Origin of the sequence: Leptolyngbya sp. FACHB-321 (assembly GCF_014695975.1) — a bacterium.
Lineage (GTDB): Bacteria > Cyanobacteriota > Cyanobacteriia > Leptolyngbyales > Leptolyngbyaceae > Stenomitos.
The window spans coordinates 372,061-397,926 of record NZ_JACJPI010000058.1 but is presented as its reverse complement, the minus strand read 5'-3'; the positions used below and the strand labels follow the sequence as shown (position 1 = coordinate 397,926).

At 48.5% G+C, this 25,866-nt stretch carries 20 protein-coding genes; 8 read left to right on the top strand and 12 right to left on the bottom strand.

All coding sequences use genetic code 11. The features are described 5' to 3' along the window. Nucleotides 1–137: 137 nt before the first annotated feature. On the bottom strand, nt 138–2,033 hold the full coding sequence (locus H6F76_RS12545; RefSeq protein WP_190508589.1) for a PhoX family phosphatase: 1,896 nt from the start codon (nt 2,031–2,033) through the stop codon (nt 138–140). Between the two features lie 209 nt (nt 2,034–2,242). Next, entirely contained in the window at nt 2,243–2,764 is a 522-nt protein-coding gene (locus H6F76_RS12540; protein WP_190508587.1) for a hypothetical protein, read from the bottom strand. Between the two features lie 842 nt (nt 2,765–3,606). Between H6F76_RS12540 and H6F76_RS12535 the strand changes: the two genes are divergently transcribed. From H6F76_RS12535 to H6F76_RS12525, 3 genes are all read left to right on the top strand, one after another. After that, the gene (locus H6F76_RS12535; protein WP_190508586.1) at nt 3,607–5,808 is read left to right on the top strand and encodes a histidine kinase dimerization/phosphoacceptor domain -containing protein; all 2,202 of its coding nucleotides are present in this window, start codon (nt 3,607–3,609) and stop codon (nt 5,806–5,808) included. Nucleotides 5,809–5,811: 3 nt separating this feature from the next. Continuing rightward, the gene (locus H6F76_RS12530) at nt 5,812–6,945 is read left to right on the top strand and encodes an ATP-binding protein (RefSeq protein ID WP_190455316.1); all 1,134 of its coding nucleotides are present in this window, start codon (nt 5,812–5,814) and stop codon (nt 6,943–6,945) included. A gap of 543 nt (nt 6,946–7,488) precedes the next feature. Then, nucleotides 7,489–7,896, top strand: a complete 408-nt coding sequence (locus H6F76_RS12525) for a YggT family protein (protein WP_190508584.1) — start codon at nt 7,489–7,491, stop codon at nt 7,894–7,896. A gap of 184 nt (nt 7,897–8,080) precedes the next feature. Here the strand turns inward: H6F76_RS12525 and H6F76_RS12520 are convergent, their stop codons facing one another. Continuing rightward, on the bottom strand, nt 8,081–8,356 hold the full coding sequence (locus tag H6F76_RS12520) for a GlsB/YeaQ/YmgE family stress response membrane protein (RefSeq protein ID WP_190508582.1): 276 nt from the start codon (nt 8,354–8,356) through the stop codon (nt 8,081–8,083). A 126-nt stretch (nt 8,357–8,482) separates the two neighbouring features. Here H6F76_RS12520 and H6F76_RS12515 point away from each other — a divergent pair, with 126 nt between their 5' ends. Both H6F76_RS12515 and H6F76_RS12510 read left to right on the top strand, forming a co-directional pair. Next, nucleotides 8,483–8,632, top strand: a complete 150-nt coding sequence (locus tag H6F76_RS12515) for a hypothetical protein (RefSeq protein WP_190508580.1) — start codon at nt 8,483–8,485, stop codon at nt 8,630–8,632. Between the two features lie 140 nt (nt 8,633–8,772). After that, the gene (locus tag H6F76_RS12510; RefSeq protein ID WP_199322066.1) at nt 8,773–9,054 is read left to right on the top strand and encodes a photosystem I reaction center subunit PsaK; all 282 of its coding nucleotides are present in this window, start codon (nt 8,773–8,775) and stop codon (nt 9,052–9,054) included. 160 nt (nt 9,055–9,214) lie between these two features. On the opposite strand, the gene H6F76_RS12505 is transcribed toward H6F76_RS12510, so the two are convergent. The 3 genes from H6F76_RS12505 to H6F76_RS12495 all read right to left on the bottom strand — a co-directional run bounded on the left by H6F76_RS12505 (nt 9,215) and on the right by H6F76_RS12495 (nt 15,245). Continuing rightward, nucleotides 9,215–14,167 (bottom strand): DUF4132 domain-containing protein, encoded by a 4,953-nt coding sequence (locus H6F76_RS12505; RefSeq protein ID WP_190508578.1) that lies wholly within the window; start codon nt 14,165–14,167, stop codon nt 9,215–9,217. Nucleotides 14,168–14,200: 33 nt separating this feature from the next. Continuing rightward, nucleotides 14,201–14,632: a hypothetical protein gene (locus tag H6F76_RS12500; protein WP_190508576.1), complete on the bottom strand. Its 432-nt coding sequence runs from the start codon at nt 14,630–14,632 to the stop codon at nt 14,201–14,203. Nucleotides 14,633–14,924: 292 nt separating this feature from the next. After that, nucleotides 14,925–15,245: a hypothetical protein gene (locus tag H6F76_RS12495; RefSeq protein ID WP_190508574.1), complete on the bottom strand. Its 321-nt coding sequence runs from the start codon at nt 15,243–15,245 to the stop codon at nt 14,925–14,927. 197 nt (nt 15,246–15,442) lie between these two features. Between H6F76_RS12495 and H6F76_RS12490 the strand changes: the two genes are divergently transcribed. Beyond that, a complete protein-coding gene (locus H6F76_RS12490) occupies nt 15,443–17,224 on the top strand; it encodes an ABC transporter ATP-binding protein (RefSeq protein WP_347276009.1) in 1,782 nt (593 codons plus the stop codon). 331 nt (nt 17,225–17,555) lie between these two features. Beyond that, the gene (locus H6F76_RS12485) at nt 17,556–18,038 is read left to right on the top strand and encodes a TerB family tellurite resistance protein (protein WP_199322065.1); all 483 of its coding nucleotides are present in this window, start codon (nt 17,556–17,558) and stop codon (nt 18,036–18,038) included. Between the two features lie 22 nt (nt 18,039–18,060). On the opposite strand, the gene H6F76_RS12480 is transcribed toward H6F76_RS12485, so the two are convergent. The 6 genes from H6F76_RS12480 to H6F76_RS12450 form a co-directional block, all read right to left on the bottom strand. Continuing rightward, nucleotides 18,061–20,958: a GAF domain-containing protein gene (locus tag H6F76_RS12480; RefSeq protein ID WP_190508570.1), complete on the bottom strand. Its 2,898-nt coding sequence runs from the start codon at nt 20,956–20,958 to the stop codon at nt 18,061–18,063. A gap of 252 nt (nt 20,959–21,210) precedes the next feature. Then, nucleotides 21,211–21,387: a hypothetical protein gene (locus H6F76_RS12470; protein WP_190509050.1), complete on the bottom strand. Its 177-nt coding sequence runs from the start codon at nt 21,385–21,387 to the stop codon at nt 21,211–21,213. A gap of 110 nt (nt 21,388–21,497) precedes the next feature. After that, nucleotides 21,498–21,878 (bottom strand): hypothetical protein, encoded by a 381-nt coding sequence (locus H6F76_RS12465; RefSeq protein WP_190455277.1) that lies wholly within the window; start codon nt 21,876–21,878, stop codon nt 21,498–21,500. Nucleotides 21,879–22,501: 623 nt separating this feature from the next. Next, nucleotides 22,502–22,855: a hypothetical protein gene (locus H6F76_RS12460; protein WP_190455274.1), complete on the bottom strand. Its 354-nt coding sequence runs from the start codon at nt 22,853–22,855 to the stop codon at nt 22,502–22,504. A 59-nt stretch (nt 22,856–22,914) separates the two neighbouring features. After that, nucleotides 22,915–23,643, bottom strand: coding sequence for a response regulator transcription factor (locus H6F76_RS12455; protein ID WP_190455271.1), 729 nt, complete (start codon nt 23,641–23,643; stop codon nt 22,915–22,917). Nucleotides 23,644–23,735: 92 nt separating this feature from the next. Continuing rightward, the gene (locus H6F76_RS12450; RefSeq protein WP_190508569.1) at nt 23,736–23,927 is read right to left on the bottom strand and encodes a hypothetical protein; all 192 of its coding nucleotides are present in this window, start codon (nt 23,925–23,927) and stop codon (nt 23,736–23,738) included. Nucleotides 23,928–24,576: 649 nt separating this feature from the next. Here H6F76_RS12450 and H6F76_RS12445 point away from each other — a divergent pair. Further along, nucleotides 24,577–25,848: an HlyD family efflux transporter periplasmic adaptor subunit gene (locus tag H6F76_RS12445; RefSeq protein WP_190508567.1), complete on the top strand. Its 1,272-nt coding sequence runs from the start codon at nt 24,577–24,579 to the stop codon at nt 25,846–25,848. Nucleotides 25,849–25,866 lie beyond the last annotated feature (18 nt).

The window sequence follows — 25,866 nt, the reverse complement described above, 5'->3', positions numbered from 1 at the left end:
TTTGGCTGAACTCCAATTCTTGTAAAGATGGGGTGTTGAAATAATTTCAACACCCCATTGCAGTTACAAACAGGAAGTTAGAGACTTTTCCTCATCTTTCGTAACGCGCCAACAGTAGCTTCGTTAGCTCTGCCCTGTTAAGAACCGATGATGCCGCCGTTCTTCCGGGTGATGACAATGGTTGAGTCGCGGGGTACTCTTCCACTACCTTGTGGTGCTGGGAAGTTTGTCACGCTGGGATCGCCATCACCGGGATGCTGGAGGTTGACAAACATAGTGCGGCGATCAGGTGTGACTGTAATACCTGTAACTTCAGAGCCTGTTACCCCCGAGAAGATCCGGCGAATTTCATCCGTGTTTGGGTCAGCAACGAGCATCTGGTCATTTAGCTGCACACCATTCACAGTTGGTTGATTGCCGTCGGTTTGAATAAAGAGCCGACCATCTGGATCGCCCCAGAGACCATCTGGGCTACCAAAAGCACTCTTCTCGATACTGTGAGTATCTTTGGCAAGAACAACAATGTCCCATTTGAAGGTGAGACCAACGTGGTTATTCCGATCTCTCCACTTAATAATGTGACCAAAAGGGTTTGGCGCTAAGGGGTTAGGGGCATCCGGTGCTGTCCGTTGGGTGTTGTTAGTGAGGGTGCAGTAGATGTCGCCATTGGGGGCAGCAGCAATCCATTCTGGACGATCCATGCGTGTGGCACCCAGGGCATCGGCAGCGAGACGGGTGTAGGTCAGCACTTCAGCCTGGTCTGCAAACTTAGCTTTCAGCACGGGGTTATCGATCGTCAGTTCTAGCCAGTTGCCTGTGCCATCATCATTAAACTTAGCAACGTAGAGCTTGCCCTGATCGAGAGGACTGATACCACGAGCCTGCATCAAACGCCAGTTGCCGTCTGAAACAAACTTATAGATATAGTCAAAACGTTCGTCATCACCCATATAGACGACGGCACGCTTGCTTTTGCCAATCACAAGCTCTGCATTTTCATGCTTGAAGCGGCCCAGCGCAGTGCGCTTCACAGGTGTTTGAGCCGGATTCATTGGATCAATCTCAACCACCCAACCAAAGCGGTTCTCTTCATTTTTATAGCTAGGGTTTGAGAGATCGAAACGAGGGTCAAAAAGGTGCCAACCATAGCCAGCACCTGCTGCACTAAAGCCGTAGCGGGCTTGTGCTGGCGATCGTGTCCACTGACCCGTTGCACCAAAGTACCCGTTGAAGTTCTCCTCACAGGTCAAGTAGGTGCCCCAAGGTGTTTTACCGTTGGAGCAGTTATTCAACGTGCCTAGGGGAGCATTTCCCGCCGCCGTCTTCAGCAGTGCACTTCCGGCTACGGGGCCGCTAAAGGTTACAGGTGTATTGCCATGGATGCGTCTAGACTTATTGCTCTTGGCGACCTGCCACTTGCCGTTGGTCTTCTTAATTTCAACAACTGATACGCCATGGGCATGTTGAGACAGACGCACATCTTCAAGACTTGCTGGTACCTCTTTGCCTAAGACATGCTGATTTGTACCGTATTCGTGGTTGATAGCAAGGATGCCGTGATCATTGCCTGTGCCAATTGGGAAAAGCCACATCCCATCATGACCAATACCCACCTGTTGAGTTTGTTGCTCCGCAGTGGGTCGCGTAGCCGGATTGCCATCATAGACAGGACCACCCGGCTGCAGTGGGGTGCCCCAGGGAATCAGCACATCATACTGATAGTCGGACGAAATGTTGGGAACGGGACCCGTTGCCGCAGCAGCGGGAAGAAAGGCAAAATTAATCAACTGGCTCCCACCAGCCTGGGCGATCGCAGTTCCAGCCCCTTGAGCCACGGTATTACTAAAGCCCTGAGCTGTAGCTGCCTCAGCACCTGGAGCAAAAAGCTTGTTGCCAGCCAGCGCTGCTAAAAAGCCAGTAGCGGATAAGGCTGCTCCGCGAGCAAGGGTGCTCCGTCGAGACATCCTGACATTCAGAACATCTTCAAAGGAACGATTACCCGACTTATTACTGCTGCCATTGTCATGAATCATCTGTGTTCTCCTCTCCATATTGAATCGTATTGAACTATTGAAAACGTGGACGAAGCTCGACTTTGCACTAACGCACAGCTAATCTCCCTAACTCAAAACTTGCAGCTTAGTCCTTCTGTAAAACCGCATTCATCAACGGCTAGAACGTTTTGCTACTAGCAGCGTGATGACGTTTACGTGTGAATCACATTAGTTCGGCAACCCAAAAATCAATCCAAGTCATTCAGGTATTTCTGAGCCGCTTGCCCAGTGAGAACGCCTGAATCAAAGGCTGCATCGATCTGGGCGGTATCGTTCAGGTTACTGCTAGCAATGGCACTGGCTGGGGAAGATACAGCTACTTCTGTTTTCTGCTCATGCCGTTGCAGAAGTGCGTAGGACGCACTGTAGTACTTAGTCCAAGCTTTTACCTGTGGATTTGCTTGCCACTGAGCGCGAGAAGCTGTTGTCGTCAGAATTGGTATGATTTCACCATTTCGATCGCCCGTAACAACAACTTGAATCGTTGACAAGCCAGGATTTTGTTTGAATTGACGCTCAATAGCACTGCTAACTAATAATTCTGCTTGCGCCGTTAAACTACCAGGTACGGCTTGACCATATACAGGTAGCTCAATTACGAGACCTTGCATTTCTGCATGTGCAGGTTGATAACTACCCTTAAGCAGTTCCAGACTCCACGCCGCCGTTAAAGCAATGAGAAGCTGGCGAATTAAAATCTTTTGCGCCATAAAACCGAAAACTTACCTCAGGCAATTTAAGAAAAAATTGATTAAAATCTTTCTCAAGCCCATAAACTTCAACCTTATTGATAATCCCATTCCTTAGTTATGGGAACGTGAAGCAAGGGTTAAATCGAGTTAAAAAAGACTCCAATTTTGCGAGAGAGAAATTGCCTGTAAAACTTACCACGCCTAGATAAACAGGATCGTTTGTCAAGCATCCTCACAGAAAGTTCATCACGCTTGCTAGCGAAACAAAAATGTGCAATCTTCTGCCTTTGCGATCGAGACACCACTAAAAATGCCCTATTTAAATCTTTCGTCAGTTTCTTAGGATGCAAACTTTCGCTTTAAAGAACGGTGAGCAGATTCCAAGTGTGATAAAGCACTTTTTAACGATCGCGACTCAGAACTTAAAGCCTTCAAGCACTAAAAACAATCTCAAGCACAGGTAATAGCATTGCGATCTTGTAGTATGACGATCGCGCTGACGAGACCTTTGCAAAAGACTAAGTTTTATAAAGAAATATTGAGATTTAAAGCATCTCGCTGCAAAGCTTCCAGATCATTAGCCTTCCTGCTTCATAACAGTTCTGCTTTCATAGCCCTAGTGTCTCTTTAAGGGAACTTGAGCAGAGCTGTAAACCCTGAAGGTTTGCGGGGAATAGTATTCGTAAAGTCTGTAGGCAGACTGTTTTGCTCATGCGGTAGAAAACTAACCATAAATTTTTCTCCATCTTTAAATAGAATAGGGTCAGCTAGGCTTTATTCTCTTTCACCTCTTTTTCTCTGCTAATTCCCTTTGAGTCCTGCGCCAATACAGCACCTGTCGCTAAAAATTGACCGTTTGTATGAATTCGCAAAACGTATCAAACTCTTTTCTGTCGTTAGACCCTGCCATTGATCGACGTCCGCTGACCGTATCTCCTGATACATCCCTTAGTGACGCAATCATGATGATGAGCAAAGCGCAGAGCAGTTGCGTTCTGCCAGGTTTAGAACTCTCGCTCAGTACCATATTGATGAGCGAAGCACGCGCAAGTGGTCTTCTAATTGTGGAAGGGACGCAGGTCGTGGGGGTATTCGCCGAGCAAGACGCACTACAGGCGATCGTCTTAGGACGAGATTTAACGGCGACAAAAATCGCTGACGTGGTGCGACAACCTGCCATTGTCTTGACTCAAGCGGCTGATCAAACTGTTTTTACTGCCCTAGCTCAGTTGCGTCAACATCAGATTCATCATCTGCCTGTAATGAATGAGGAGGGGCAATGGCTCGGCATCGTTACTCCGGCAAGTCTTCGTAATGTCTTACAGCTAGACGAATTACTAAAAGCAAAGTCCTTAGCAGAGCTTGTTTCTCCGCCAGTTGTTCAAGCACCCGCAAAAACGTCCATTTTTGAGTTAGCTCAACTGATGATGAACCATCAAGTTGATTACATTGTGCTAACGGACGATAGCCAGGATGATGCTCACCCCGTAGGATTAATTTTAGAGCGGCATATGCTTCAGCTTTGGGCGTTAGGGCTGAACTTAGCGCAGATACAAGCTCAAGCAGTGATGAGCGCTCCCTTCCTGCACTTTGCGTCCTCTGAATCAGTCTTAGTTGCCTACTGGGAAATGCAGCAAACAAAAGTACAGCGGTTTGGGGTGTACGGTAATCAGGGTGAGCTTTTAGGAGTTGTCTCACCAACAAGTTTCCTGGAGGCGTTGGACATAGACGAGATGCACAACGCTGTAGAGCAACTGCATCGATCGATCAAGCAGTTTGAGGTCTCAAGCGCCGAACCCGATCCAAACTCGGCACCCACCCTAGACATTCAGTTGCTAGAGAATCCGGTAAGTTTGCTAGAACAATTGCAGTGCAGCCGCATTCTAGCTGCGATGGCGCTACATATTCGGGAGTCCCTTAACCTTAATGAGATCCTTCAAAGGAGTGTAGAAGAGGTCCGACAGTTCCTTAAAAGCGATCGAGTGATTATCTACCAGTTTCACCCTGACTGGAGCGGCACAACCGTAGTCGAGTCGGTAGAGAAGGGCTGGAGACCAGCACTCAACAGCAGCATTCGGGATACGTGCTTTGGACAAAACTACGCCCGGGCGTACAAAGAAGGACGGACTCAAGTTTGTGAGGATATTTACACTGCTGGTTTAACGCAGTGTCATATCGACATTCTGGTTTTATATGATGTTCGGGCTAGCTTAGTCGTACCAATCCTGCAAGGAGACCATCTGTGGGGTTTGTTGTGCGCCTATCACTGCTCTGGACCCAGACGATGGCGGCAGTTTGAAGTTGACCTACTGAAGCAACTGGCAACACATATGGCGATCGCCATTCAACAATCAGAGCTGTATCAGCAGGTTCAGAACGAACTCAAGGAGCGCAAGCGAACGGAGGAGCAACTAAAGCAATCCTTGAAAGAAAAGGAAGTCTTACTGAAAGAAATCCATCACCGGGTCAAGAATAATCTCCAGGTGATTTCGAGTGTCTTAAGACTGCAATCAGACTATATCAAGGACGATCGAGTGCTCGCACTGTTCAAGGACAGCCAAAGCCGGATTCGTTCCATGGCGCTGATTCATGAAAAGCTGCATCAATCGAATAACCTGCTCAAGATAAACTTTGATGAATACATCCGCGACTTAGCAGACACTCTGCTGCGGTCTTATACGGCGAGTTCGCAGTCTGCAACGCTGAGCACCGAGGCGATCGACGTTTGGCTCAATATTGATACAGCCATCCCCTGTGGCTTAATCATCAATGAGTTAGTTTCTAATGCCTTAAAACATGCCTTTCCAGCCCCAAAGTTAGAAAACCAAATCTTCATTAAGCTTTCTCCCATCACTGACAATCGCTATACATTAACCGTTCAAGATAATGGGATTGGCTTTCCACCAGACGTAGACTTCCGCAACACAGAATCACTTGGCTTAGAATTAGTCTGTATCTTCACCGAGCAGCTAGAGGGGAAGATCGAATGCCATCAGACTAACGGAACGGGGACAACCTTTACGATTCAATTTTCAGAACTAGAAACTACTGGGAAGGGATAATAAGTGGCTGCTGAAAAGATTTTAGTTGTTGAGGATGAAAGAGTTGTTGCTCGAGACATCGAGAAGCGCTTAAAAAAGCTGGGGTATGTCGTAGCCGCATCGGTTGCCTCTGGAGAAGCAGCGCTTGAAAAGGTAGCGGAATGCCGACCCGATTTAGTTTTGATGGATATCCGACTCAAAGGTCGCATGGATGGTATCGAAGCAGCGGAACAAATTCGAGTCGTTTTTGGTACGCCGGTTATTTATTTGTCAGCCTATGCTGATGCAACCACCCTACAGCGGGCAAAAGTAACAGAACCCTTTGGGTATATCGTGAAGCCGTTTGATGAGCGAGACTTACAAGTGGCGATCGAAATTGCACTCCGCCGCCGCTTATCAGAAATGGCTATTCGGGTCGCCCTAGAAAAAGAAAAAGAGTTGAGTGAGCTAAGATCCCGGTTCTGGTCGATGGCAGCGCATGAGCTTAGAAGCCCAATGACATCGATTTTGAGTTGTGCCCAACTACTTGAGCAGGAAAATCACAGGCTAACAGAAGAACGACGACGCGAATTCTTATACATGATTCAACAATCAGTCCGCTCGATGGATCAATTGTTGAACGATCTATTGTCTGTGGGTCGCGTCGAAGGCGGAAGTTTAAGGTTTGAGCCAGCACCATTAGATTTAGAAGAGTTCTGTCGAGGACTGGTGGAGGAAGTTCAATTTAGTGCAGGATTAAACCATGCCATCACGTTCCGTAGCCAGGGGCAATGTGAGGATGCTTGTTTAGATCCTAAGCTCCTCAGACACATTCTGACGAATTTAATTTCAAACGCAGTCAAATATTCTCATCCAGGTAGCCCGATCGATTTCGATCTTTCCTGCATGGCTGAAGAAGTTACGTTCCAAGTGCGAGACACGGGCATTGGCATTCCGCTTGATACACAAAAGCATTTATTTGAACCTTTTCAGCGAGCAGATAACGTCGGCGATATTCCTGGTACTGGGCTAGGGCTGACGATGGTAAAACGATGCTTGGATTTGCACAATGGGCAAATTGCCATAGAAAGTGAAGAGGGCGTAGGAACAAGCATTACCGTTAAACTACCCCAACGCCAAACGATAAACGGTCAACTAGAAAGAACGGCGTCGAGTTAAAAGGGATCTAACAGCCCACTCTAGCGTTCCTGTATGGAAAGCGTGCCGAATGTCATGGTATGTGTGGGTTGGTTTCGTATTGACCGCTTTCGTTCTAGCCGCTTGCCGCTACTAAATTCGCTAAGAGCAAGAGCGAGAGGATGAAGGATAAAGGACGAATGGAAACCCTTGCTCAAAGGAAGTTTCAAGGTTTATGTCTGTCCTAACTTTCTCTTCGACTGCTATATGTTGAAGCTCCAACAAGGGAAACTGGAGTATATCAAAGCGTACTTTCAAAGAATGCGAGTTAAGGTGTTCAGCGAAGCAGTCATAGCTCTGGCGATCGTTTCCTTGCGTTTGCCATTTTGCACCTTTCTGCAAATAAGGCGTGTGGGAAGCCCTCTATTCTGATTCTGTGTGGTTAATTGCTGTGAAAGATAGATAAACAACGCCTGGGACATGGAGCGTAAGCAGAGGCAGAAAGCAGTAGATTAGCAATGGTTCAAGCATCTTTACACACAGATTGAAAACTGACAGCCTACTAGTCTTATTGAGAGTACTGTTATGAATCCCAACGATCCGTCTAACTTTAAGCGTCAGCAAGAACTACGCCGTCAACAGGAAGCCTTACAGCTTCGGCAAGAAGAGCAGCGGCTTGAGCTTGCCCGCAGAGCAACAACAGCAAACTGGATCATCAATAGCATTTATTTTTTTGTAGGGCTTTTAGAAATTCTGCTGGGGCTACGCTTCTTATTGCGTGTCTTGGGTGCAAATACCGACAACACATTTGCCCAAGTCATCTATAACCTCTCAGCTCCTTTCGTGGCACCATTCTCCACCTTGTTTATCAGTCCGGTAACGGGTGGCGGCGCAAATATCTTTGATGTGAATGTGCTGATTGCGATCGTCGTGTACGCCCTATTAGGTTGGCTTGCTGTCTGGTTCGTGCGATTGCTTCAGGGACGGGGGTAAAAGCAAAAAGGTGCAGTTCTTGTCAAACCATATTACCGAGAGCAGCGATCGCGCTTATTTTCAAAAGACAAGAACAATATAAACAAAGATGAGCGACCCGTTTAGCAGCCGGATCGCTCATCTTCCAATCAAATTTTATATGTGGTTGTTACCATCAACTATGGCAACTTGGGAACCAAAACGCTTAGTAGGAAGCGCTACGACGGGTCACAGCAGAGTAGATGAGCAGTGCTACGATCGCACCCAGTACTGCTACTGCAACGCCACCCAAGCTTAGTCCGGCTGACGTTAGAGCTAGTGTACCAGTGGTCAAAAAGCTGTAAAGACTACCACCGACGAATGCACCAACAATACCCAAAATCATGGTGCCCAGGATGCCGCCACCCTGATGTCCAGGGAAAAGAGCCTTTGCGATCGCTCCAGCAATCAAACCTAAAACAATCCAAGCCAAGATATTCATAATGTCAACTCCGGTTGAATAGTACGCTGAAAAACGTTTGTCATGTATTTAAGTTAACAGGCAAGCCCTTTTGCTTGTCCCTGCCTCTGGCAAGAACCTAAGTTAACCGGGGGGAGGAGAAAAAAGATGCAATTACTCTGCCTTACGAAGCAAAGAGAACTAGAAAGGGGAGGGTTATCACTTCTGACCTATGCAGAAAAAGTATTGAAGTGGTTGCCTCCACGCAAGGGTAAGCAAATTATTGTCTATGGCTTTAGCGATCGCTATCCGGCGTAATGTAAAAGACCTTGGCTTGTCATCGGGTTTAGCATCGGTAAATCCACCGTTGGACTGAGGTGCAATTCCGTAATTGAAAACACGATTATCCTAGTCACGCTTAAGTAACCTAGCGCCTTAATTACAAAGGAGAGTAACGCTTGATTCACTCGTTTTGGTTTGTTGCAGAAACAGCCGCTGGTCAAACTCCTACTGAGTTGTGGCATTGGCAAGGCACGCCGATCATCATTGGTTGGTCGCTTCTAGTTCTTTTTATTGCGTCGCGTACGATTAAGCTGCCTCACGTCGGTCCTGAAATGCCACTGGGTCCTCTTGCCCCAATATTTAACAGACCCAGTGTGGCGACTGTTCTTGCTTCGGTCAGCTTCGGTCACATTCTCGGCGTACTCACTATTTTTGGTTTAGCACCTTATTTGCAGTAGGTTAGCACTGCGTTTGCAGTAAGTTAGCGCTGTTAAACCGCGATCGCCCCCTTGCTTCATTGATCTTGCGAAGCTAGGGCGAGAGAGCCTCAAGCTCCTCGTCTATCTAGGAAATGTTTTTGAAAGTGTTTCTATAAGGGCGATCGCGGTTTTTCTCTGCTTACAAAAGCTGCTCTAAAACTGTTGGGTCTTGAATCTCTTTGTCTCGTGCTAGTAGCAGTACTTTAGAAACCACTTCAGCCGTTTTGGGATCATTGTCAACGAAGGGCAGAAAAAGTCTGCCGCGATGTTGAGAGTGAACGGGCACGATGCAGAGTGCGCCACCTGGTTGCCGATGCACGATCGCGCTGCCCAAATGCACCGAATAACTGCCGAGTTGTCCTTCGATCAACACGTGAGACTTTTGTAGTTGAACGTTGTGCAGCTTCAGCAGGCGACAGGTTTCGCGTACTAGAGCCGCTCTCATTTCAATGGTGGAAGCAGTTGCCTCTGGATCAACGCCGCCTTGATGCGCCACACTGACGACCAGATCGAGATCGCGCATCACTTCGCTAAAGAGGCGTGGTGGAATCTCATTGAGTGGTAGAGCTTTCCAATCGTCGCGGTGATGGAAGCGCACTCCTGCAATAGTTAGCCCTTCCACTTCAAGCGGTGTGTAAAAGCCGTTGAGAAATTCCACCGCAGCAATCAGCCCTTCAGCGTGAAAGGTACGGCGAACGCCTTCTTCAGGAGCCGCAATCCAACCGCGTTGTCCCCACAGTGCCAGTGCTTGTCGAGGATTCACCTGATGTCCTTCATAGCGGCGGCAAGCGGGTTCTGACTGCTCCGCAGCCGTAGTAAGGTAGAGTTCGCGAAAGACTTGCTTGAAGGGCTGGATGCGATCGACATTAAAACAGTCCTGTTGCCACAAATGCCAGTCTTGCAGCAGCAAATCATGGGGATGGGCAAGGCGGAGTTCAGCCGATTGAATGGGTGTGACAACCTGGCTATGGTCTTGCAGGGCTGTTCCCTGTTCAACAAGATAGCCTACTTCGCTGTCGCCAACTAATACCAACTGACTCAGCATGGGAAACAGCACGGGATGTTTCGCCAGTTGCACCAATTCAGTTGCCGTAAAGCGATCGCCGCGACACATGGCTTGTTCTAGCGAGAGGCGAATGCGGGAAGCTTGCTGAGTAATCTCTTGTTTACGAGCAGTTAGCGTTTGAATCTCAGGCTGTTTTTTGAGCTTGGCGGGAATGGCTTTTAGCGGTTTGCCTGCTTTGACAACGGTGATTTCTGGGGTGCCCTCGGTAGTAATTGCCAGACTGACGCTGACTTCCCCAATCGTTACCACCTGTGCTTGACCAACTAGATCGGCGATTGCCTCTGCTTCCATTGCCCACTGGAGCCGTTGGGGGTCAACAAAGCCAGCCGTGCGTGCCAAATTTTCCATGCCGATCGCGACGGCTAGTTTTTCACTTGCCTGTCGTTGGGAGCCGAACTTTTTGCTGGTGCGGAGAAAGTCTTGCAGCACTTGATAGCGATCGAGAATATCCCGATCGCGCTGTTTGCCCTTTGCCAGCGGCAGCAACCCTAATGCCCGAATCGAATCTTGATGCCGTTTTTGGGTAATGCGATCGCGTAAATTCTTCGTGTCCAGGTTGCCCAACATGGCATCGGCAAAGAGTTTGGCGCGTTGGTGCCCGGCACCACTGGAGGCGTATTGCGCCGCTTCGTAAAGTTGCTGCCAGCGATCAGCGTTCAACAGTTTGTAGAGGCGATGAAACCAGGCAACATCCACCGCACCTTCAACTAGGCTTCTAGCCGAGAGGGGTGTCCGTTCACTAATCTGCGCCACCCAGGTTTCGCGGACATCGGCTTCGACCGTCCAGCCGTTGTCTTTAGTGTGAGCGTGAAACCACCAGACGACTTCGGCAAAGCCATCCCAGCCGAGCGCCTGTTCGATGTAGTTGACCCACTGAGGCGCGTAGAAAGCAAACTGAATCAGGTTTTCTGGCTTGATTTGAGCCGACTGCACGCGCAGCGCAAACTCAGCTGGGGTGTCGTCTGCGGCGGGAAAGCTGATCCGCATCAAATGACTGAAGACCGAGGCTTTGCTGAGACTGTTGTACGAGTAGTGGCGTACCAGCTTGTTGCGATCGAAGGATTGAAGCAGTTGGATGACGGTGGACATGCCGACGATCGACTTCAAGGCACGAGCGGCATTCGAGGCGGCGGTTGGGAGATCACCCCGTTGCAGTTCGATCGCCAGGATGCGCTTTCGGGCGCGATCAGCCAGTGACAGCAAGAACGGATGCGCTACATAATCATCGGGCACTTTACGGCGCGTCAGGTGTGACAAATCCTGAAACGAGGTTCTAAGATTGGCTTTTGCCTCTGCTGTTCCAGATGTTTGATCACCCTCAGTGATGCGCTCCTCTGCACCCAACAGGTAAAACATCAGGTCAGCTTCGGTTGCGCCTCCAGCTTGATAAGCATTCAACACATCCCAGAGCGTTGTCATGGCATACCGATACCCTCGATCTGTGGGCGAAAATTGATCGACCCACCGAACTAGATGCCACCAGCGGACGTGCTGATCGGCATCCTCGTAAGACTGGTAAGATCGAGCGAAACGAATCCAGTTGTCAGCAAACCCACTTACCTGCCTTCTCACGCCATCGAAGTTAAGGTCGCGCCACTGCGGATCACGATCAAGTTCTTTGAGGGGAATGGTATTAAGAATTTCACTGATCGCATCTAGCAGAAAATTAAAGATCTGAGCAGGCGGATGTAGATACAGCAACCAGCGAATCACACTGTCTATCTGTTGCGAATAGCGCAGGGACGACATCTCTTGCCTCGTGAGCGCTTGCAGATCCGTGACGACGCGATCGCTCAGGCTAGGATCTGATTCACTACTCGACACCACGTCCGATACGAACGAATTAGTGCGGTAATCAAAGCGCGGCGCGATCGCCCGCAGCAGTTCCAACCCATCCTGATCGCGGAGAGTATCGGGTCGATCGCGCCACCAGTTTTCCCAAACATCACTCAATGGCAAGCGTGCCAAGTTTTCCTCTAGTGACAGACGAAAATGAACGCGAGGAAATTTCCAGGAGAGATTGCCCAACAGGTTTTCTTCGTTGTGGTCAATCAGTTGGATGGGCGTTTGGCGATGCTCGTGGATTAGCTCATCCAACGCGACAAGACATTTGATCGCGGCTGGAGTGCTAATGATGGGAGTTGACAGGACTTGTGGAGGGGCGATCGGGGTTAAGTCATCAAGCTTGACCAGACCCAGCGCATCAGTCAGTGTAGCTTCGGTTTCGGTTTGCAGAATGCCGTTGAGCAACTGCGTTTCTGTAACGGTGAGTTTTGAGCGCGTGGTTTGATAGTCGGTTGCCAAACTACGGGCGCGATCGAGCAAGCGGTTCTGCTGCACCAACTCTCGCAGGAGTTCCAAGCCTGCCTGTCGTTGAGGGGCTTGTTTGGCTTCTACGAGTCGCTGTGCAGACGCGATCGCCACTTCATCCGGTTGTTTGAGCAGTAAACCCAGAATGCCCCGTCGCAGATCGCTTGCCTTACGAGTCAACAACTGTTCGAGCTGGATGCCTTCTTCAGGAGCGATCGCACCATGCTGTTGTAAAAGTCGCATTACCTGTTCGCGCACCCAACTGCTGGCATCACCGACCAGATCAAACATTACAGCGCGAATCTCGCTGTCCCAGGGCTTGAGTTCTGCCAACAGTCGGGCAATGCGGCTACGGCCAGATGAATCGAGATAGGGTAGATAGGGAATTAACCGTTTGGGCGATCGCTGCCCCAAATTTTGCACCAGTGCTGACGCAACTAAATGCTGACTCGGTTCAAGCTTAATCCACTCCCAAACGATCGACAGCGGCTTTGGTCTGTCAGGAAAGTAGGGTAATGCCTGCTCCAGTCGCTCAAAAGCATCTGAGTCGTTTTGAATCGTTGTATCGTTGGCGCATAGTGCCTGCACCGCACAGGTCGTGACTTCCAACGCGCGATCGCTCACCGCAGGCAGCAGCAGCAATCTGGCAGGTGTGATGTCTAGCTGAGCCAGAAAATGCACGGCGACAAACCGATGGGTTGTCTGAGGATGGTCAAGTAATGGGACGACACAGGCGATCGCGGCAATGGCATCCTCAAAGCCGATCGCCCACAGCGCTAGATACACCGTCTGAGAATCGTCAGACTGTAACGCAGTGGCTTGAGCCTCAGGGTTTTCCAGCAATTCAAGCACCTGGCTCAGCAGTTGTTTGGCAACTTTTTCGTTGAGCGCTTCCAGCCCAAAGCCAAACCACACATCCACGGCGCGAATGGTCGCACTGAAGCGAGTCAGATTGTGCTCTACGATTAGCCGCACCATGCGCCGAAACGCGATCGGATGGGCTTCGTCGATCGTCTCCAAAATGGTTTGCCGCAGTCCTTCTTGCCGTTGCGCTGCCAGCAACAAGCGTTCCATAAAATCCCAACCGTCTTCTCGGTTAGCAACCAGCAAGGCACGGGTTACATGCCGTCCCATCGCTCCAATTTCATGATTGCCATTCGCTGAAGCAAGCAAGGTATCAAAAATGGTTTGCCCTAGCATATCGTTCTGATTGATCGCCGCTGCAAACAAAATGCCCAACACATCAGACGCATAGTAATGCAGGTACGGTGTCCAAGCAACGAACCACTCTAAATCCTGGTCGTAACCCTCCACTACAGTAATGAGTTGCTGAAACCAATTGCGTCGTCTGTCTGCACTGAGTTCTGGATGCGATGGACTGCGAAACGATCGCCGACTGTAACCAGTTTGATAGGGCAAATGCGCGTTCAGTTGCCAGGCGGCTTCAACCGTAAGCGCAAATTTAGGAAAAATGACCGCTAGAATTTGGAGCCGATCGCTCGGTGCCAGCGCATCAAGTTGCTCTAGCGATCGCTCCTGCACTTTATAGGACTCAGGCGAGTCTAACCGCTGACCCGCAGCGCTACAGCCAAAAATGCCATACCCGACAACTTGTAATGGCTCGGGCAAACTGCCCATGCGTTGAATGCGTTGCGATCGCCAAGCGGTAACATGAACAGTACGCAATTGAGCCTGAGCAACTTCGCGGTTCAGCATTGTTCCATCCTTCAACGATCGGCTTTTGCTAGATTACCCACCTACCAATGGCACTAACCGTAGAAACAATAGTTCTGAATGCGGTTGTAAGGTAACAACGTCGTCTAGATTTTCCTGCTGCTGCTCGTCTACAAACACAAAATAGAAGCCATCAATAAACGCCTGCAAAGCGGTTTCAACTGCCTGTTCCAGATCAACAACCTGCTCCAGATCGCTACCACCAGACTCCACTTTCCCTTGCTCTACACCCAGGCTAATTTGGGCAGGACTAAGCACCTGTAGCAAGCGTTGTTGACGTTGGCGATCAACAAAGCCTGCAACCTCTGCCAACACAATCTGAGTCAGCAATGCTCGTAGCGTCAATGGAGCCTGCTCTGCTTGTTCTGGTAAACGCAATTCCCAATTGGCAAAAAGGGGCTGCGTTTTACCCATCACTTTTCCAGAAACGGTGAGTGCAGAAGCCATAGCGCTGATTGATAGGGTCGAAGGATGGACTGACTAGGCTCAATTGCTTTGTTTACAAAGACGCTGCCTAGCAAAAAGCGTTAAATTTAGTTCGATTGTACTATAAAAAGAACGATCGTTTATAAACGATCGTTCTCTGCAAGCACAAGCAATCATGCGTAATGCAACAATCTGTGATGTAACAATCCGTGATGCTTAGTCAAACCAATTTTAAGTGCTATCAGTCAGTAATGCTTCAACCAGTAGCACTATCGTATTAAGCTCACTCGGTTTCCCTTCTAAGGTTTCACATTTAGTCGAAGTTAAACCCCAGTGCGATCAGGCTTACCAACACAATCAAGCCGAGCGCTCGGCGGAAGTAGTTGACCCCCTCAAAAAGTTCTTGCCATGCCCAAGTGAACGAAGCACCGAAGGCTACTAAAGCTAGGACTGTATGGGGTTTGCCATCTGGAAGTATATATTGAAGTAAGGTTCCTGTTAACCCAACTAGAAGCGGTAAATTGGGTGCCTGAGCCAGCACAAGATTACCTTCACTGTCGCGAAACGTGCGATCGAATAAAGTTGCTTCCTTCGTCTCGAGTGTTTTTTGATCGGGATTCAATTGAGTTGACATTTATACCTGTTTGAAAGACTACTAAGCACCAATAGTAGGACTGTAGTTCACGGCAGCGCCTATACCAGACGTTAGATTCGATCGCTCGTCTTAATACTGGAGGGTTAAATAGCAGACCCTGCCAGTCAATGTCTACATAGACAACGTTCCCTCTACTTTCCTACACTGGAGCGGTAATTGTCTAATTCAGGTTCATCGTGCATCCTCTCCTACGCTTGTTACGCTACGCCAAAAACTACCGCCCTCAAGTATGGCTGGCAACCATTTGCACCATCCTGAACAAAATCTTCGACTTGGCACCGTCTTATCTCATTGGGGTTGCGGTCGATGTGGTAGTGCAAAAAGAGAACTCTGTGGTTGCACGGCTGGGGGTAACGGATACCGTTGGGCAACTGGCAGTCTTGTCTCTTTTGACGCTACTGATTTGGAGTTTAGAATCGCTCTTTCAATTTTTCTACGATCGCCTCTGGCGCAACCTGGCACAAACCGTGCAGCACGAGTTACGGTTGGATGCCTACAGCCATTTGCAAGAGTTGGAATTGAGCTATTTTGAAGACCGCAGTACCGGAGAAATGCTCTCCATTTTGAATGATGACATTAATCAATTAGAGCGGTTTCTCGACTCTGGGGCAGCCAGAATTGTGCACTTTTTCACGACCGTTTTAGTCGTCGGTGGTTCGTTTGTGGCGATCGCTCCAAGTGTTGCCTGGGTTGCAATGTTGCCGATACCATTCATTATTTGGGGCACGATGGCAATTCAGCGGCGGCTGGCTCCTCGCTATGCTGATGTGCGTGCAAAAGCTGGATTAATCAATAGTCGGTTAGCCAATAATCTGTCTGGCATTGCCACCATTAAAAGCTTTACGGCTGAAAAGTATGAGCGCGATCGCGTGCTGACCGAAAGCGAAGCGTATCGCCGCAGTAATGGTAGAGCGATCGCGCTGAGTGCAGCCTTTATTCCCCTGATTCGGATGGTGATTGTGGTGGGTTTTGTAGCAACGCTCTTTTTTGGCGGTGTTGCGGCTCTAAATAATCAAATCACAGTCGGTACTTATGGGTTTCTGGTGTTTATTGTGCAGCAATTGCTGTGGCCCTTTGCCTCTTTAAGTGAAATTCTAGACAGCTATCAACGGGCGATGGCTTCGACACGACGGGTGATGGGCTTGTTGGATACACCAATTGCGATTACCACAGGCGATCATCCTCTTCCGCTCAACACGGTACGCGGCGACGTGCATTTTAATGACATTACCTTTGCCTATAGCGATCGCGATCGTGTGCTCAAACGCCTTTCCCTGCACATTCCACCGAAATCGACGATTGGCATTGTGGGTGCTACAGGATCGGGTAAAAGTACATTAGTGAAGCTCTTACTCCGGTTCTATGAAATTCAACATGGAAAAATCCTGATTGATGGCATTGATATTCGCACATTGAACTTAGCCGACCTGCGCCGCTGTATTGGCTGGGTTAGCCAGGATGTGTTTTTGTTTCATGGCACAGTTGCCGAAAACATTAGCTACGGCAGCTTCAGCACCAGCCATGAGGAGATTGTGCATGCGGCAAAATTAGCCGAAGCTGATGAATTTATTCGGCAACTGCCTCAGGGCTACGACACAATTGTGGGTGAACGAGGACAGAAGCTCTCTGGAGGGCAGCGACAGCGCTTGGCGATCGCCCGTGCCATCCTCAAAGATCCACCGATTCTGATTTTGGATGAAGCGACTTCTGCCGTAGACAATGAAACAGAAGCAGCTATTCAAAAATCCCTGATCATGATCACGCAAAACCGTACGACGATCGCGATCGCCCATCGCCTATCAACCATCCGCCACAGTGATTGCATCTATGCGATGGATCGGGGACAAGTAGTGGAGCAAGGAACGCATGAAGAACTGCTGGCGCTCGGCGGGATTTATGCCGGACTCTGGCAGGTGCAGTCGGGCGATCGACTTTTCAATCCATCAGTCAATCCATAATGCTATCCACCGTAATGCTTCTATCACAGCCGAAGAGAACGTTAGGACAGATATAAGCTTTGAAACTGCGTTTGAGCAAGGGCTTCGATTCATTCCTCATCCTTCATCCTTTTGCTGTACAAATAGGGTGTGATAGTTACAAATGGTATGTAACTGTAGCAGCCGAAGCCTCGTTGCAATCTAAACATATTGTTAGCTTTCATCAGCTCGTTCGCTTGTAGACTAAAAGAAGATGGAGCTAGTAGAGTTGTCGATCGCCAACAGCTTGATTCAAACGATGGGTTCTACCGCTCCATGATGCTGCACATAGATGCTAGAGCAGGAGTTTGTAATGCTACAGATGCCTCCACCCCCTTCCATTACGCCGCGTCAGATGAATTTGCTGCGTATTGTCGCTGCCTTGGCTTGGTCTGATGGTCATCTTGCTGCCGAAGAGGTGACGGTAATGCTAGACCGCCTGAGCCGCATTTTTGCTACTGATGCCGCCCAGCAAAAAGCCTTACAGCACGAACTGCGTGAGTATTTGATGCAGCATATTCCCCTTAGTGAACTGGTGTCTAAGCTAGAAAGCGACGCGGAGCGAGCACTCGTTTTGCATTTGGGTTATGAGGTCATTAGCTGTAGTGCCCGTTCCCCTGGTGAAGCTAGGATCAACGCAGAGGAAGACGCTGCTTATCAAAACCTGGTACAACTTTTAGGCTTGCCACCTGAGACTGTGAAGCAAATCGAGGCAGCAGTCGCAGCAGAAGCACCACCACCAGAAGGGCTAGCGGATAGGCTCACTCATACACTTGAAGACTTTGTGCATCAGTAGCGGTGTCCCGTTACGCCAGTCTTTAGGTTACAGAGAGATACTGCGACAAGAGCGACTCAATTTGGACAGTTTGGATCGGTTTACTGAGATAGTCAGTTGCGCCCGCTGCTAAACAACGTTCGCGATCGCCTTGCATTGCCATTGCAGTCACCATCACAACTGGCAATTGGTACAAAGCGGCTTCCTGCCGTAGCGCTGTCAGCAAGTCGAACCCTGTGATGCCGTGGGGCAATTGGACATCCAGTAAAATCAAGGCTGGGCGGAACAACTGCACCCGCTCTAGAAAGTTGCTGCCATCCGCCCAATGCTCAACCCGGTGCCCCAAAGCTTGTAAAAAGTCCTGGAGGAGCATCGCACTAGCAATATCATCCTCCACAACTAAGATGCGACGAGAAGACGCTGTTTGCCGCTGGCTGAGAGTACGGCGAGGAGAGGGTATCAGGAGGTTTGTCACGGGTTGAATTTGCTTTAGCCCTGGTGGTTCGTCCGGTAGGTAAAGCGTAAACTGGCTGCCCTGCCCTAATGTTGACTCGACGGTAATATCGCCACCATGCAGTTGCGCTAGCTCGCGTGCCAGGGCTAACCCCAGTCCCGTGCCTTCATACCGCCGATTCAAGCGGCTATCTAACTGCACAAACGGCTGAAACAGCAAGGGGATCTGCGCTTCAGCCATACCAATACCCGTATCAGACACCGTAAAGGTCAGACCTTGGGGCTGCTTTTGCACAGTCAGCGACACGTCACCAACAGATGTAAACTTGATGGCATTCGAGAGCAGATTGATCAAGATTTGCTTGAGGCGACGCTCGTCTGCCATGCAGAAGCTGACTCTAGGATCAATATGGCTGATGAGTCGTAAGCCTTGTTCAAAGGCTCGCTCCTGTACCAGAGTGAGGCAGTACGCACAAAGTTTTGATACTGAAAGTGGTAACAGTGCTAGTTCTTCTTTGCCAGCCTCCACTTTGGCTAGATCCAGAATGTCATTAATGAGTAAGAGCAGATGATTACCACTGCTGTGAATGCAAGTAACGTATTCTTGCTGCTTAGGATTGAGCGAACCAAACAACTCGCGTTGTAGCATCTGCGAGAGTCCCAAAACGGCGTTGAGCGGTGTCCGCAGTTCGTGACTCATGTTGGCAAGAAATTCACTTTTGGCACGATTAGCTGCTTCTGAACGTAGTTTTTCTTGCTCTAGGGCTTGAGTGCGCTGCTGCACTAACTGTTCCAGCCGTTCGTAGCTCTGAGCATTACAAAGGGCGATCGCCGCTTGTGCAGCAATCTGTTCTAACAAGCTCAACTCATCGGCTGTAAAGGTATGTTGGCTGGCTGTCGTGTGGAGACAAAGCCCTCCCAAGAACTGGTCGCCAATATTGATCGGTACATGCAAGACCGCTAGCGATGGCGATGGCTGTTGCCCTGGCTCGGTACTTACGGGCTGCTCTGCCGTAAGCAACGGCATCTGAAAAAGCTGAGGAGCGTAGCAAGCAGACGTTGGATCCAGCCATGCTGTCCACAGATTAAGTGGCGCTCTGCAATGCAGTAGAGAGGCAACCTGATCGTTGGCTCGCCATTCATTTAACACCTGCATTTGTTCGGCTACGAGGGCAAAAACAACGACTCGCTCAACGCTGAAACAGGCTCCAATCCGGTTAACAATTTCCTGTAGGATGTGGTTTGGATCGAGGCTGGCATTAAGCGCTCGACTGATTTGATTGAGCAACTGCTCTCGTTGGGCTTGCTGTTGCACCTGTTGAAACAGTTGCGCTTGCTGCATCCCGATCGCGACTTGGGTAGCGAGTTGTTGCAGCGCACTAAGCTCAAAGTCTTGCCAGGGACGTGGTGCCGAACAGTGGTGCATACAGAGCAAACCCCACAGTTGCTCCTTAAAGATAATGGGAACTAGCAGTAAGGCGCGTAACTTTAAGGGAGCCAACACTTCACGGTAGCAAGGGCTTAGCTCTGCCTGCTCGATATCATCAATAGCACTGATGCGACCCTGTTGGTATTGGGCAGCATAATCCGTCTCAAAACAATGATCGTGCAAGACCAAACCGAGAATCGACGGACAGCCAGGAGCAACAGATTCCACCACAAACCTGCCACCCTGGTTGACCTCGATTTCATACAGTGCAACCCGGTCTACCTGCAAAAAGTGACGGACTTCAGCCACGGCCGTCTGGAGGATGTCATCTAGCTGTAGTGACTCCCGAATGCGTGCCGCGATCGCCCCTAACAAGCGGTTATGCTCGACCTGTTGTTGCAGTTGCTTTTCAGCCTGTAACCGCTCATTAATTTCAACCTGTAGGGTGGCGTTCGTTTGCACCAGTGCGGCTGTGCGATCGCTCACTTGGCTTTCTAAAGTAGCCTGCGCGATCTGCAATGCCCGCTCGGACTCAGTGACTTGAGTGACGGTCTGAGCTAGATCTTTTACATGGCGACGGAGTTCAAGCTGGGTCATCACCTGACGTGCTAAAACCCGCAGCGCTTGTGCTTGCTCTAAGCTAAGGTCACGAGGCACGCTGTCAATAACGCACAGGGTTCCCATCGCATGCCCTTCGGCGGTCAGCAACGGTGCGCCAGCATAAAAGCGAATTTGAGGATCGTCAAGCACGAAAGGATTGTCAGCAAACCGTTGATCCTGGGACGCATCCGGCACGATCAGTAAATCAGGTTGAAGAATCGCATGACCGCAAAAGGCAACTTCTCGTTCCGTTTCCTCCACCGCCAAGCCTATTTTGGCTTTGAACCACTGACGTGTACTGTCAACCAGGCTGACGAGAGCGATCGGCGTATCACACAGCGCTGCCGCTAGCGTAGCAATCTCGTCAAAGGCAGCTTCAGCCGGAGTATCAAGAATATTGTACTGGCACAGAGCTGCCAGTCTAGCCGTTTCGTTTTCAGGTAAGTTAGCTGGAGGCATCGGTTTAAGGAGGGTAGAGTTGCACAAAAGCAATGATTTGACGGCACTTTGGAAAACGGCACTTTAGAAAAATGATGCAGACACTCAATTAATCGTCTGCTGCTGCACTGAAATTTCAATCACAAACGCTGTTCCTTATCCAGGTGCGGAGAAACATTGCAACGTGCCACCATGCTTGCCGACCACAATCTGATAGCTAATGGATAATCCCAGCCCAACGCCTTGCATAATAGGTTTAGTAGTAAAAAAGGGTCAAAACCCTAAAACAGATAAGATGTCGCTATTCGTAGTGCCACAAATTAATTCGATCGCCGGAAACGCTTTATGAATGTGTTTCAGAATGAGCGCATGATCAAGATCGATCGCGGCTAACATCAAACTAGCTTTGGGTCTTGCGCCTGCTAATGTGTGAAGGCAGGCTTTCAGCACCGTCAAAATTGCTGATTGAGAATCGGGACGTTGCTATGACCAACAGCAACTTTTAACATCAAGTGCTCCTTATAGGCAGTTCGCTTCTCTCATATTTATAGATGAAAGCTTTAAGGCGTTTCAGGCACTAAAGGTTCATGGCTTTCCTTTTGCAGGCAATTCATGTACTGATTCGAGCTGGAACGATCGCGGTAGGCACCTGTTGAAGCTTCTCTACCTTTGTCAGCAAAACAGCTAAGGCGGCTTTCACCGGCACTGTCAATTAAAGCAACCCAAACGGTATAACTATCTTCTGCATGGGTTAGCATCACTGTTTGACCCTGTTGAACCAAGTCAATGCCCAAACTGTATGCTTGCTGCCTCTGCAACATTGAGAATGAAGCTATTTGACGATAAAGATGATGTCCGTGACTCATTCCAGTCTGGATCATGCCATCCGCCCAGAATTTAAAGCGGTGAATCAGTTGTTCCGAAGCAACAGAGGGATACATGAGGTTACTTGAAAAGAAAACGTAGTGCTGCTCAAAGAAAGTTTGAACTCATAAGATGAAGTAAAAAAGAAGCTTTACTAAGATTAGTAGCTTTTGTTAAGAAGTATGAATGCCATATCTTAAGTTAAGAGCTATTTTAAAGGATCTAAGTGATTCTTATCACAACCAGGCGTAATTGTTGCTTTGGAAAAATAAGTTTGTTTCTTTAAACGAAGACGTGGTGGCAAAACAAGTAATGTCATTGCCACTCTGCTTCTAAGCTAAATTATGAAGCTGTTTTATTTGAGGACAGTGAGAAATAACAATTGCAAAAAGGATAATTCAGTCTAAAAAAGCTTATGACTTTTAACTAAATCAGAGTTGAAACTATTGAGCAACTTTGAGCCATGAGATAGCTGCTACTGTTTCTATATAGCGTTAGTTTTTTTCATAATAAAGTAGATGCCTCTTTCGCTTTATCACGATGAAGCACTGCAAACATAGAGTTCAGTTTATATAAGTGCTTCAGACAAATCCGTCAAAGCGACGTTGCTAAACTTCGCCACAAAGTCTGATCTCGCCATCTAAACATTTTTTGACCAAACTCGTCTGTACGCTTTCAAACATTGGCAGTGTTAATTGCCTTAGAGTTGCTCGATCTGCTGAAGAGCCTTAGCTCGCGATCGTTCTGCAATTTCGCTGAGCGAAACCTGATTAGTAGCATCCAACAGTTGCTCTTTTTGCAGCAACTCTAGCAGCGTCTGAAAGAGTAACTGCTCGAGTTGGTCTCCTCGCTGGTCTAACCAATGATGTGTCTCAGTGGCTTCTGGAAAGCGTTCAATACAATTAATGGTGTAAGACCGAAAGGCACGCACTTGTCGTAATAAACGGGTTAAATAACCGGGGCAGGTGCAGGTAAGGACAGAAGCCGCAGCACAAATCTCGGTAAGCAATGCATCCGAAAGATCGGCTGAAACCTTGATAGTTGGCTGAGTCACTGTCGTTATTTCACAAAAACATTTCGGGCGCTTTAACTAGAAAACTAACAGCAGACGGCTCAGACAACTAAACCAGAGCGCAAGGCGCGTACTGCCGCTTGTGTACGATCGTCCACACAAAGCTTATTCAGAATATTACGAATATGAGTTTTTACAGTGCCAATCGTGATGTAACACTCACTCGCAATTTTGGCGTTAGTGTAACCGGTTACCACCAGGGTTAAAATCTCAAGCTCTCGTTGCGTCAAAGGATAGGCTTGGAGGACGGGCGCTTGTTCCCCATCAGCCAGAATATCTACCGTCTTGGTGGCGCTCGTGCCAACTGCTGTAGCTGCTTGCAACTGACGATGGTGCTGCAAAACCAACTGGGCGATCGCAGGGTCAATCCAATTGTTGCCCTCGTGAGTACTCTGCAATGCCTCTAGCAGTCGCTCTGCCGGCAAATCTTTCATGCAATAGGAGTCGGCTCCGGCAGCAAAAGCGGCTAAAACGGAGTCCTCCGTCCCTTGCATGGTCAAGATCATGATTTTGGGTTGGGAGTTGGTTGCGATCGCAGCCGCATTCAAACTTTGCTTAAAGCGCCGTGTTACCTCAATACCATCCAAACCAGGCAAGTCTAGATCGACCACTGCAACGTCGGGTTGAGACGTTTCGAGAAGCTTTAAGCCTGTAAATCCGTCAGATGCCTCACCAACAATCTCAACGGTAGGATGCTGCTGAAAGACCAAACGTAAACCGACGCGGGTCAAATCGTGATCTTCAATTAAGGCAACACGCAGTTTACTCATGCACTATCAATGCCAGAGGAGTTGAGTTCAAACAGAGAAACATTGGAATGAAGCACTTTAGCAGCGATAGTCAGCTTACAGCCTCACGCTTATTACGCCAACTGAGCATAATCAACCAGCGGCACTTGCTTTGCTTGGGATAGTGCCACAGCAACTTCATAGGCACACTGATAACCTTTCTGAGTCGAAATCAACCGCCCTTTCTGGTTAACGGCAATTTGCTCTCGCTCCAAGACGTAAAGTTCGATACGTTCTTCAAGTAAGTAGATCGAGTAGAACTGCATCCTTTTGCCCTGAACCAAAGTGCTAAACCTGATCGAACCATCTGCTTGACAGTCTAGTCTGTACGGTTCTCGACATTAGCCTGTATCAAAACAATATTTTCTATCTAAAGGAATAGCCTATACAGGTAAAGGCGTACTCTATCTATCTTAGGGAATAGTTTTTCTATCCCACCGAGCGATTCATCTATCTTAAGGAGTAGTTTCCCTATTCTTAAGGAGGAGTCTATCTGTCTTAAGAAGTATTTTTTCGCTCGTAGTTAATAGAGCCTAATTAAGTATTTTCTGCTCTACAAATAGTCAGGTTTAGTTGTTGAATCGAGCGATCGCGCTGTTAACCTGTTCATAAAGTTTGAACCGATGTCACAAATTATACATGGGTTAAAAACGGGCAAAACTGCTGATGGGCTGCAATTTCAAACCTTGGCTAGCATTAGCAAGAATAAACTCTTAGAGAAGTTATTTAACTTACTCTTAGAACCTTCATTTTCAGTTTATTGAAGGTTTACCGAATATTTATGTTGTGGGAAGTTTTTGCGCCTAATCTTAGCTGTAGGAGTAATTCATCAGCAATTTCACGCAGATTGTTTCAGCATTTTTCTCTTTGCAAGTCTGTACTTAAATATACTTCTCGAATTGGAGAACGTAGTGAATGCTAGAAGTTCCTGTTAAGCGATCTTATTCTGACCATGCAATCGGTTTACCTCTTGAGGTTGAGCCAAAGCAGTCTCGATGGCAGCGTTTAATGCTAACGCTCGCGTTGGTATCATTAGGTGCTACAGCAGTAGCCTTTGGACTATCTTCAATTAGTTACCGCCTAACGCATTTAACGATTGATACTGGCATTGTTAATGGTCGAACCGTGCGCGTACAATCACCAATCAACGGCACCATTAAAGCGTTTTATGCACAGCCAGGAGCAGTTGTTAAACAAGGGCAAGTGCTTGCTCGTATTGCGCCAACACCTCAAGACGAGCAGAACATTTTACGGCTTCAAGGTGAGATTAGTTCTCTTGACACGCAGATAGCTGCTAGTCAGCAATCTCTAGCCCTATTGCAACAGCAATTAAGAGGCTTAGAATCTCAGGATCAATCAATCCAGGGAGCCAACGTTGAGCTAGCGGGCAATGATATTCGTCGTTACCAGGCAGCAGTGGATGAAGCAAGTGCTAAAGCTCGCTCTGCACGTTCAGATTACGAACGCTACTCTCAACTAATGAGCGAAGGCGCTGTTGCCCAGCAAAAGGTTGACCAATTGAAAGCGCTTTGGCAGTCAACTGAAGCTGAGGTGAAACAGGCAGAGGCGGTTTTAGCTTCAGCTAAAACATCTCATACTGTCTTGCGAGAGGGCACAGCATTTAAAGCAGACGATAGTTTGTTGAGCCAGCGAGTCAGCCTTGCACAGACGATTCAAACTCAATCAACGTTGCTTAAAACGTTAGAGGTGCAGCGAGTTAACAAGAAAAATCTTCTTGCTCAAGCTCAAGCCATTTACACCAGCCGAAAAGACCTTACAGTTAAGGCTCCTTTTAGCGGGGTGATTTACCGCACAGAGCAAGAGCAAGATGCACAGGTCAACCGTCCGAGCAATCTATTAACGATGTTGGATTGCAGTAACCTTTGGGTTGAAACCCTAGTTAGTGTAGACCAGGCAAACCGCATCGATAGCCAGCAGCCAGTCCGGGTGCAACTGGCGGGTGAACCCAAGACTTTAATTGGAGACGTTGACCTGATTGAATCCGTTAGCACTATTGAAACAATCAAGGAACAAACACAGGCAATTACTCCAGCAACCCCTGCCAACTTGATTAATCAACCACTGGTGCGCGTTACGGTGAAAATTCCGCCTTCAGCACAGCAAACACAAGCTCATCGTTTTTGCGGCACTGGTCAAACTGCAAAACTGACCTTTGGCACCCGTTAGAGACGATTTCGTTGCTAT

What these genes read in the sequence shown, in the direction of transcription:
- H6F76_RS12545 (WP_190508589.1), bottom strand. Translation starts at nt 2,033, where the DNA reads ATGATTCATGACAATGGCAGCAGTAATAAGTCGGGTAATCGTTCCTTT.
- H6F76_RS12540 (WP_190508587.1), bottom strand. Translation starts at nt 2,764, where the DNA reads ATGGCGCAAAAGATTTTAATTCGCCAGCTTCTCATTGCTTTAACGGCG.
- H6F76_RS12535 (WP_190508586.1), top strand. Translation starts at nt 3,607, where the DNA reads ATGAATTCGCAAAACGTATCAAACTCTTTTCTGTCGTTAGACCCTGCC.
- H6F76_RS12525 (WP_190508584.1), top strand. Translation starts at nt 7,489, where the DNA reads ATGAATCCCAACGATCCGTCTAACTTTAAGCGTCAGCAAGAACTACGC.
- H6F76_RS12520 (WP_190508582.1), bottom strand. Translation starts at nt 8,356, where the DNA reads ATGAATATCTTGGCTTGGATTGTTTTAGGTTTGATTGCTGGAGCGATC.
- H6F76_RS12515 (WP_190508580.1), top strand. Translation starts at nt 8,483, where the DNA reads ATGCAATTACTCTGCCTTACGAAGCAAAGAGAACTAGAAAGGGGAGGG.
- H6F76_RS12505 (WP_190508578.1), bottom strand. Translation starts at nt 14,167, where the DNA reads ATGCTGAACCGCGAAGTTGCTCAGGCTCAATTGCGTACTGTTCATGTT.
- H6F76_RS12500 (WP_190508576.1), bottom strand. Translation starts at nt 14,632, where the DNA reads ATGGCTTCTGCACTCACCGTTTCTGGAAAAGTGATGGGTAAAACGCAG.
- H6F76_RS12495 (WP_190508574.1), bottom strand. Translation starts at nt 15,245, where the DNA reads ATGTCAACTCAATTGAATCCCGATCAAAAAACACTCGAGACGAAGGAA.
- H6F76_RS12485 (WP_199322065.1), top strand. Translation starts at nt 17,556, where the DNA reads ATGCTACAGATGCCTCCACCCCCTTCCATTACGCCGCGTCAGATGAAT.
- H6F76_RS12480 (WP_190508570.1), bottom strand. Translation starts at nt 20,958, where the DNA reads ATGCCTCCAGCTAACTTACCTGAAAACGAAACGGCTAGACTGGCAGCT.
- H6F76_RS12465 (WP_190455277.1), bottom strand. Translation starts at nt 21,878, where the DNA reads ATGTATCCCTCTGTTGCTTCGGAACAACTGATTCACCGCTTTAAATTC.
- H6F76_RS12455 (WP_190455271.1), bottom strand. Translation starts at nt 23,643, where the DNA reads ATGAGTAAACTGCGTGTTGCCTTAATTGAAGATCACGATTTGACCCGC.
- H6F76_RS12450 (WP_190508569.1), bottom strand. Translation starts at nt 23,927, where the DNA reads ATGCAGTTCTACTCGATCTACTTACTTGAAGAACGTATCGAACTTTAC.
- H6F76_RS12445 (WP_190508567.1), top strand. Translation starts at nt 24,577, where the DNA reads ATGCTAGAAGTTCCTGTTAAGCGATCTTATTCTGACCATGCAATCGGT.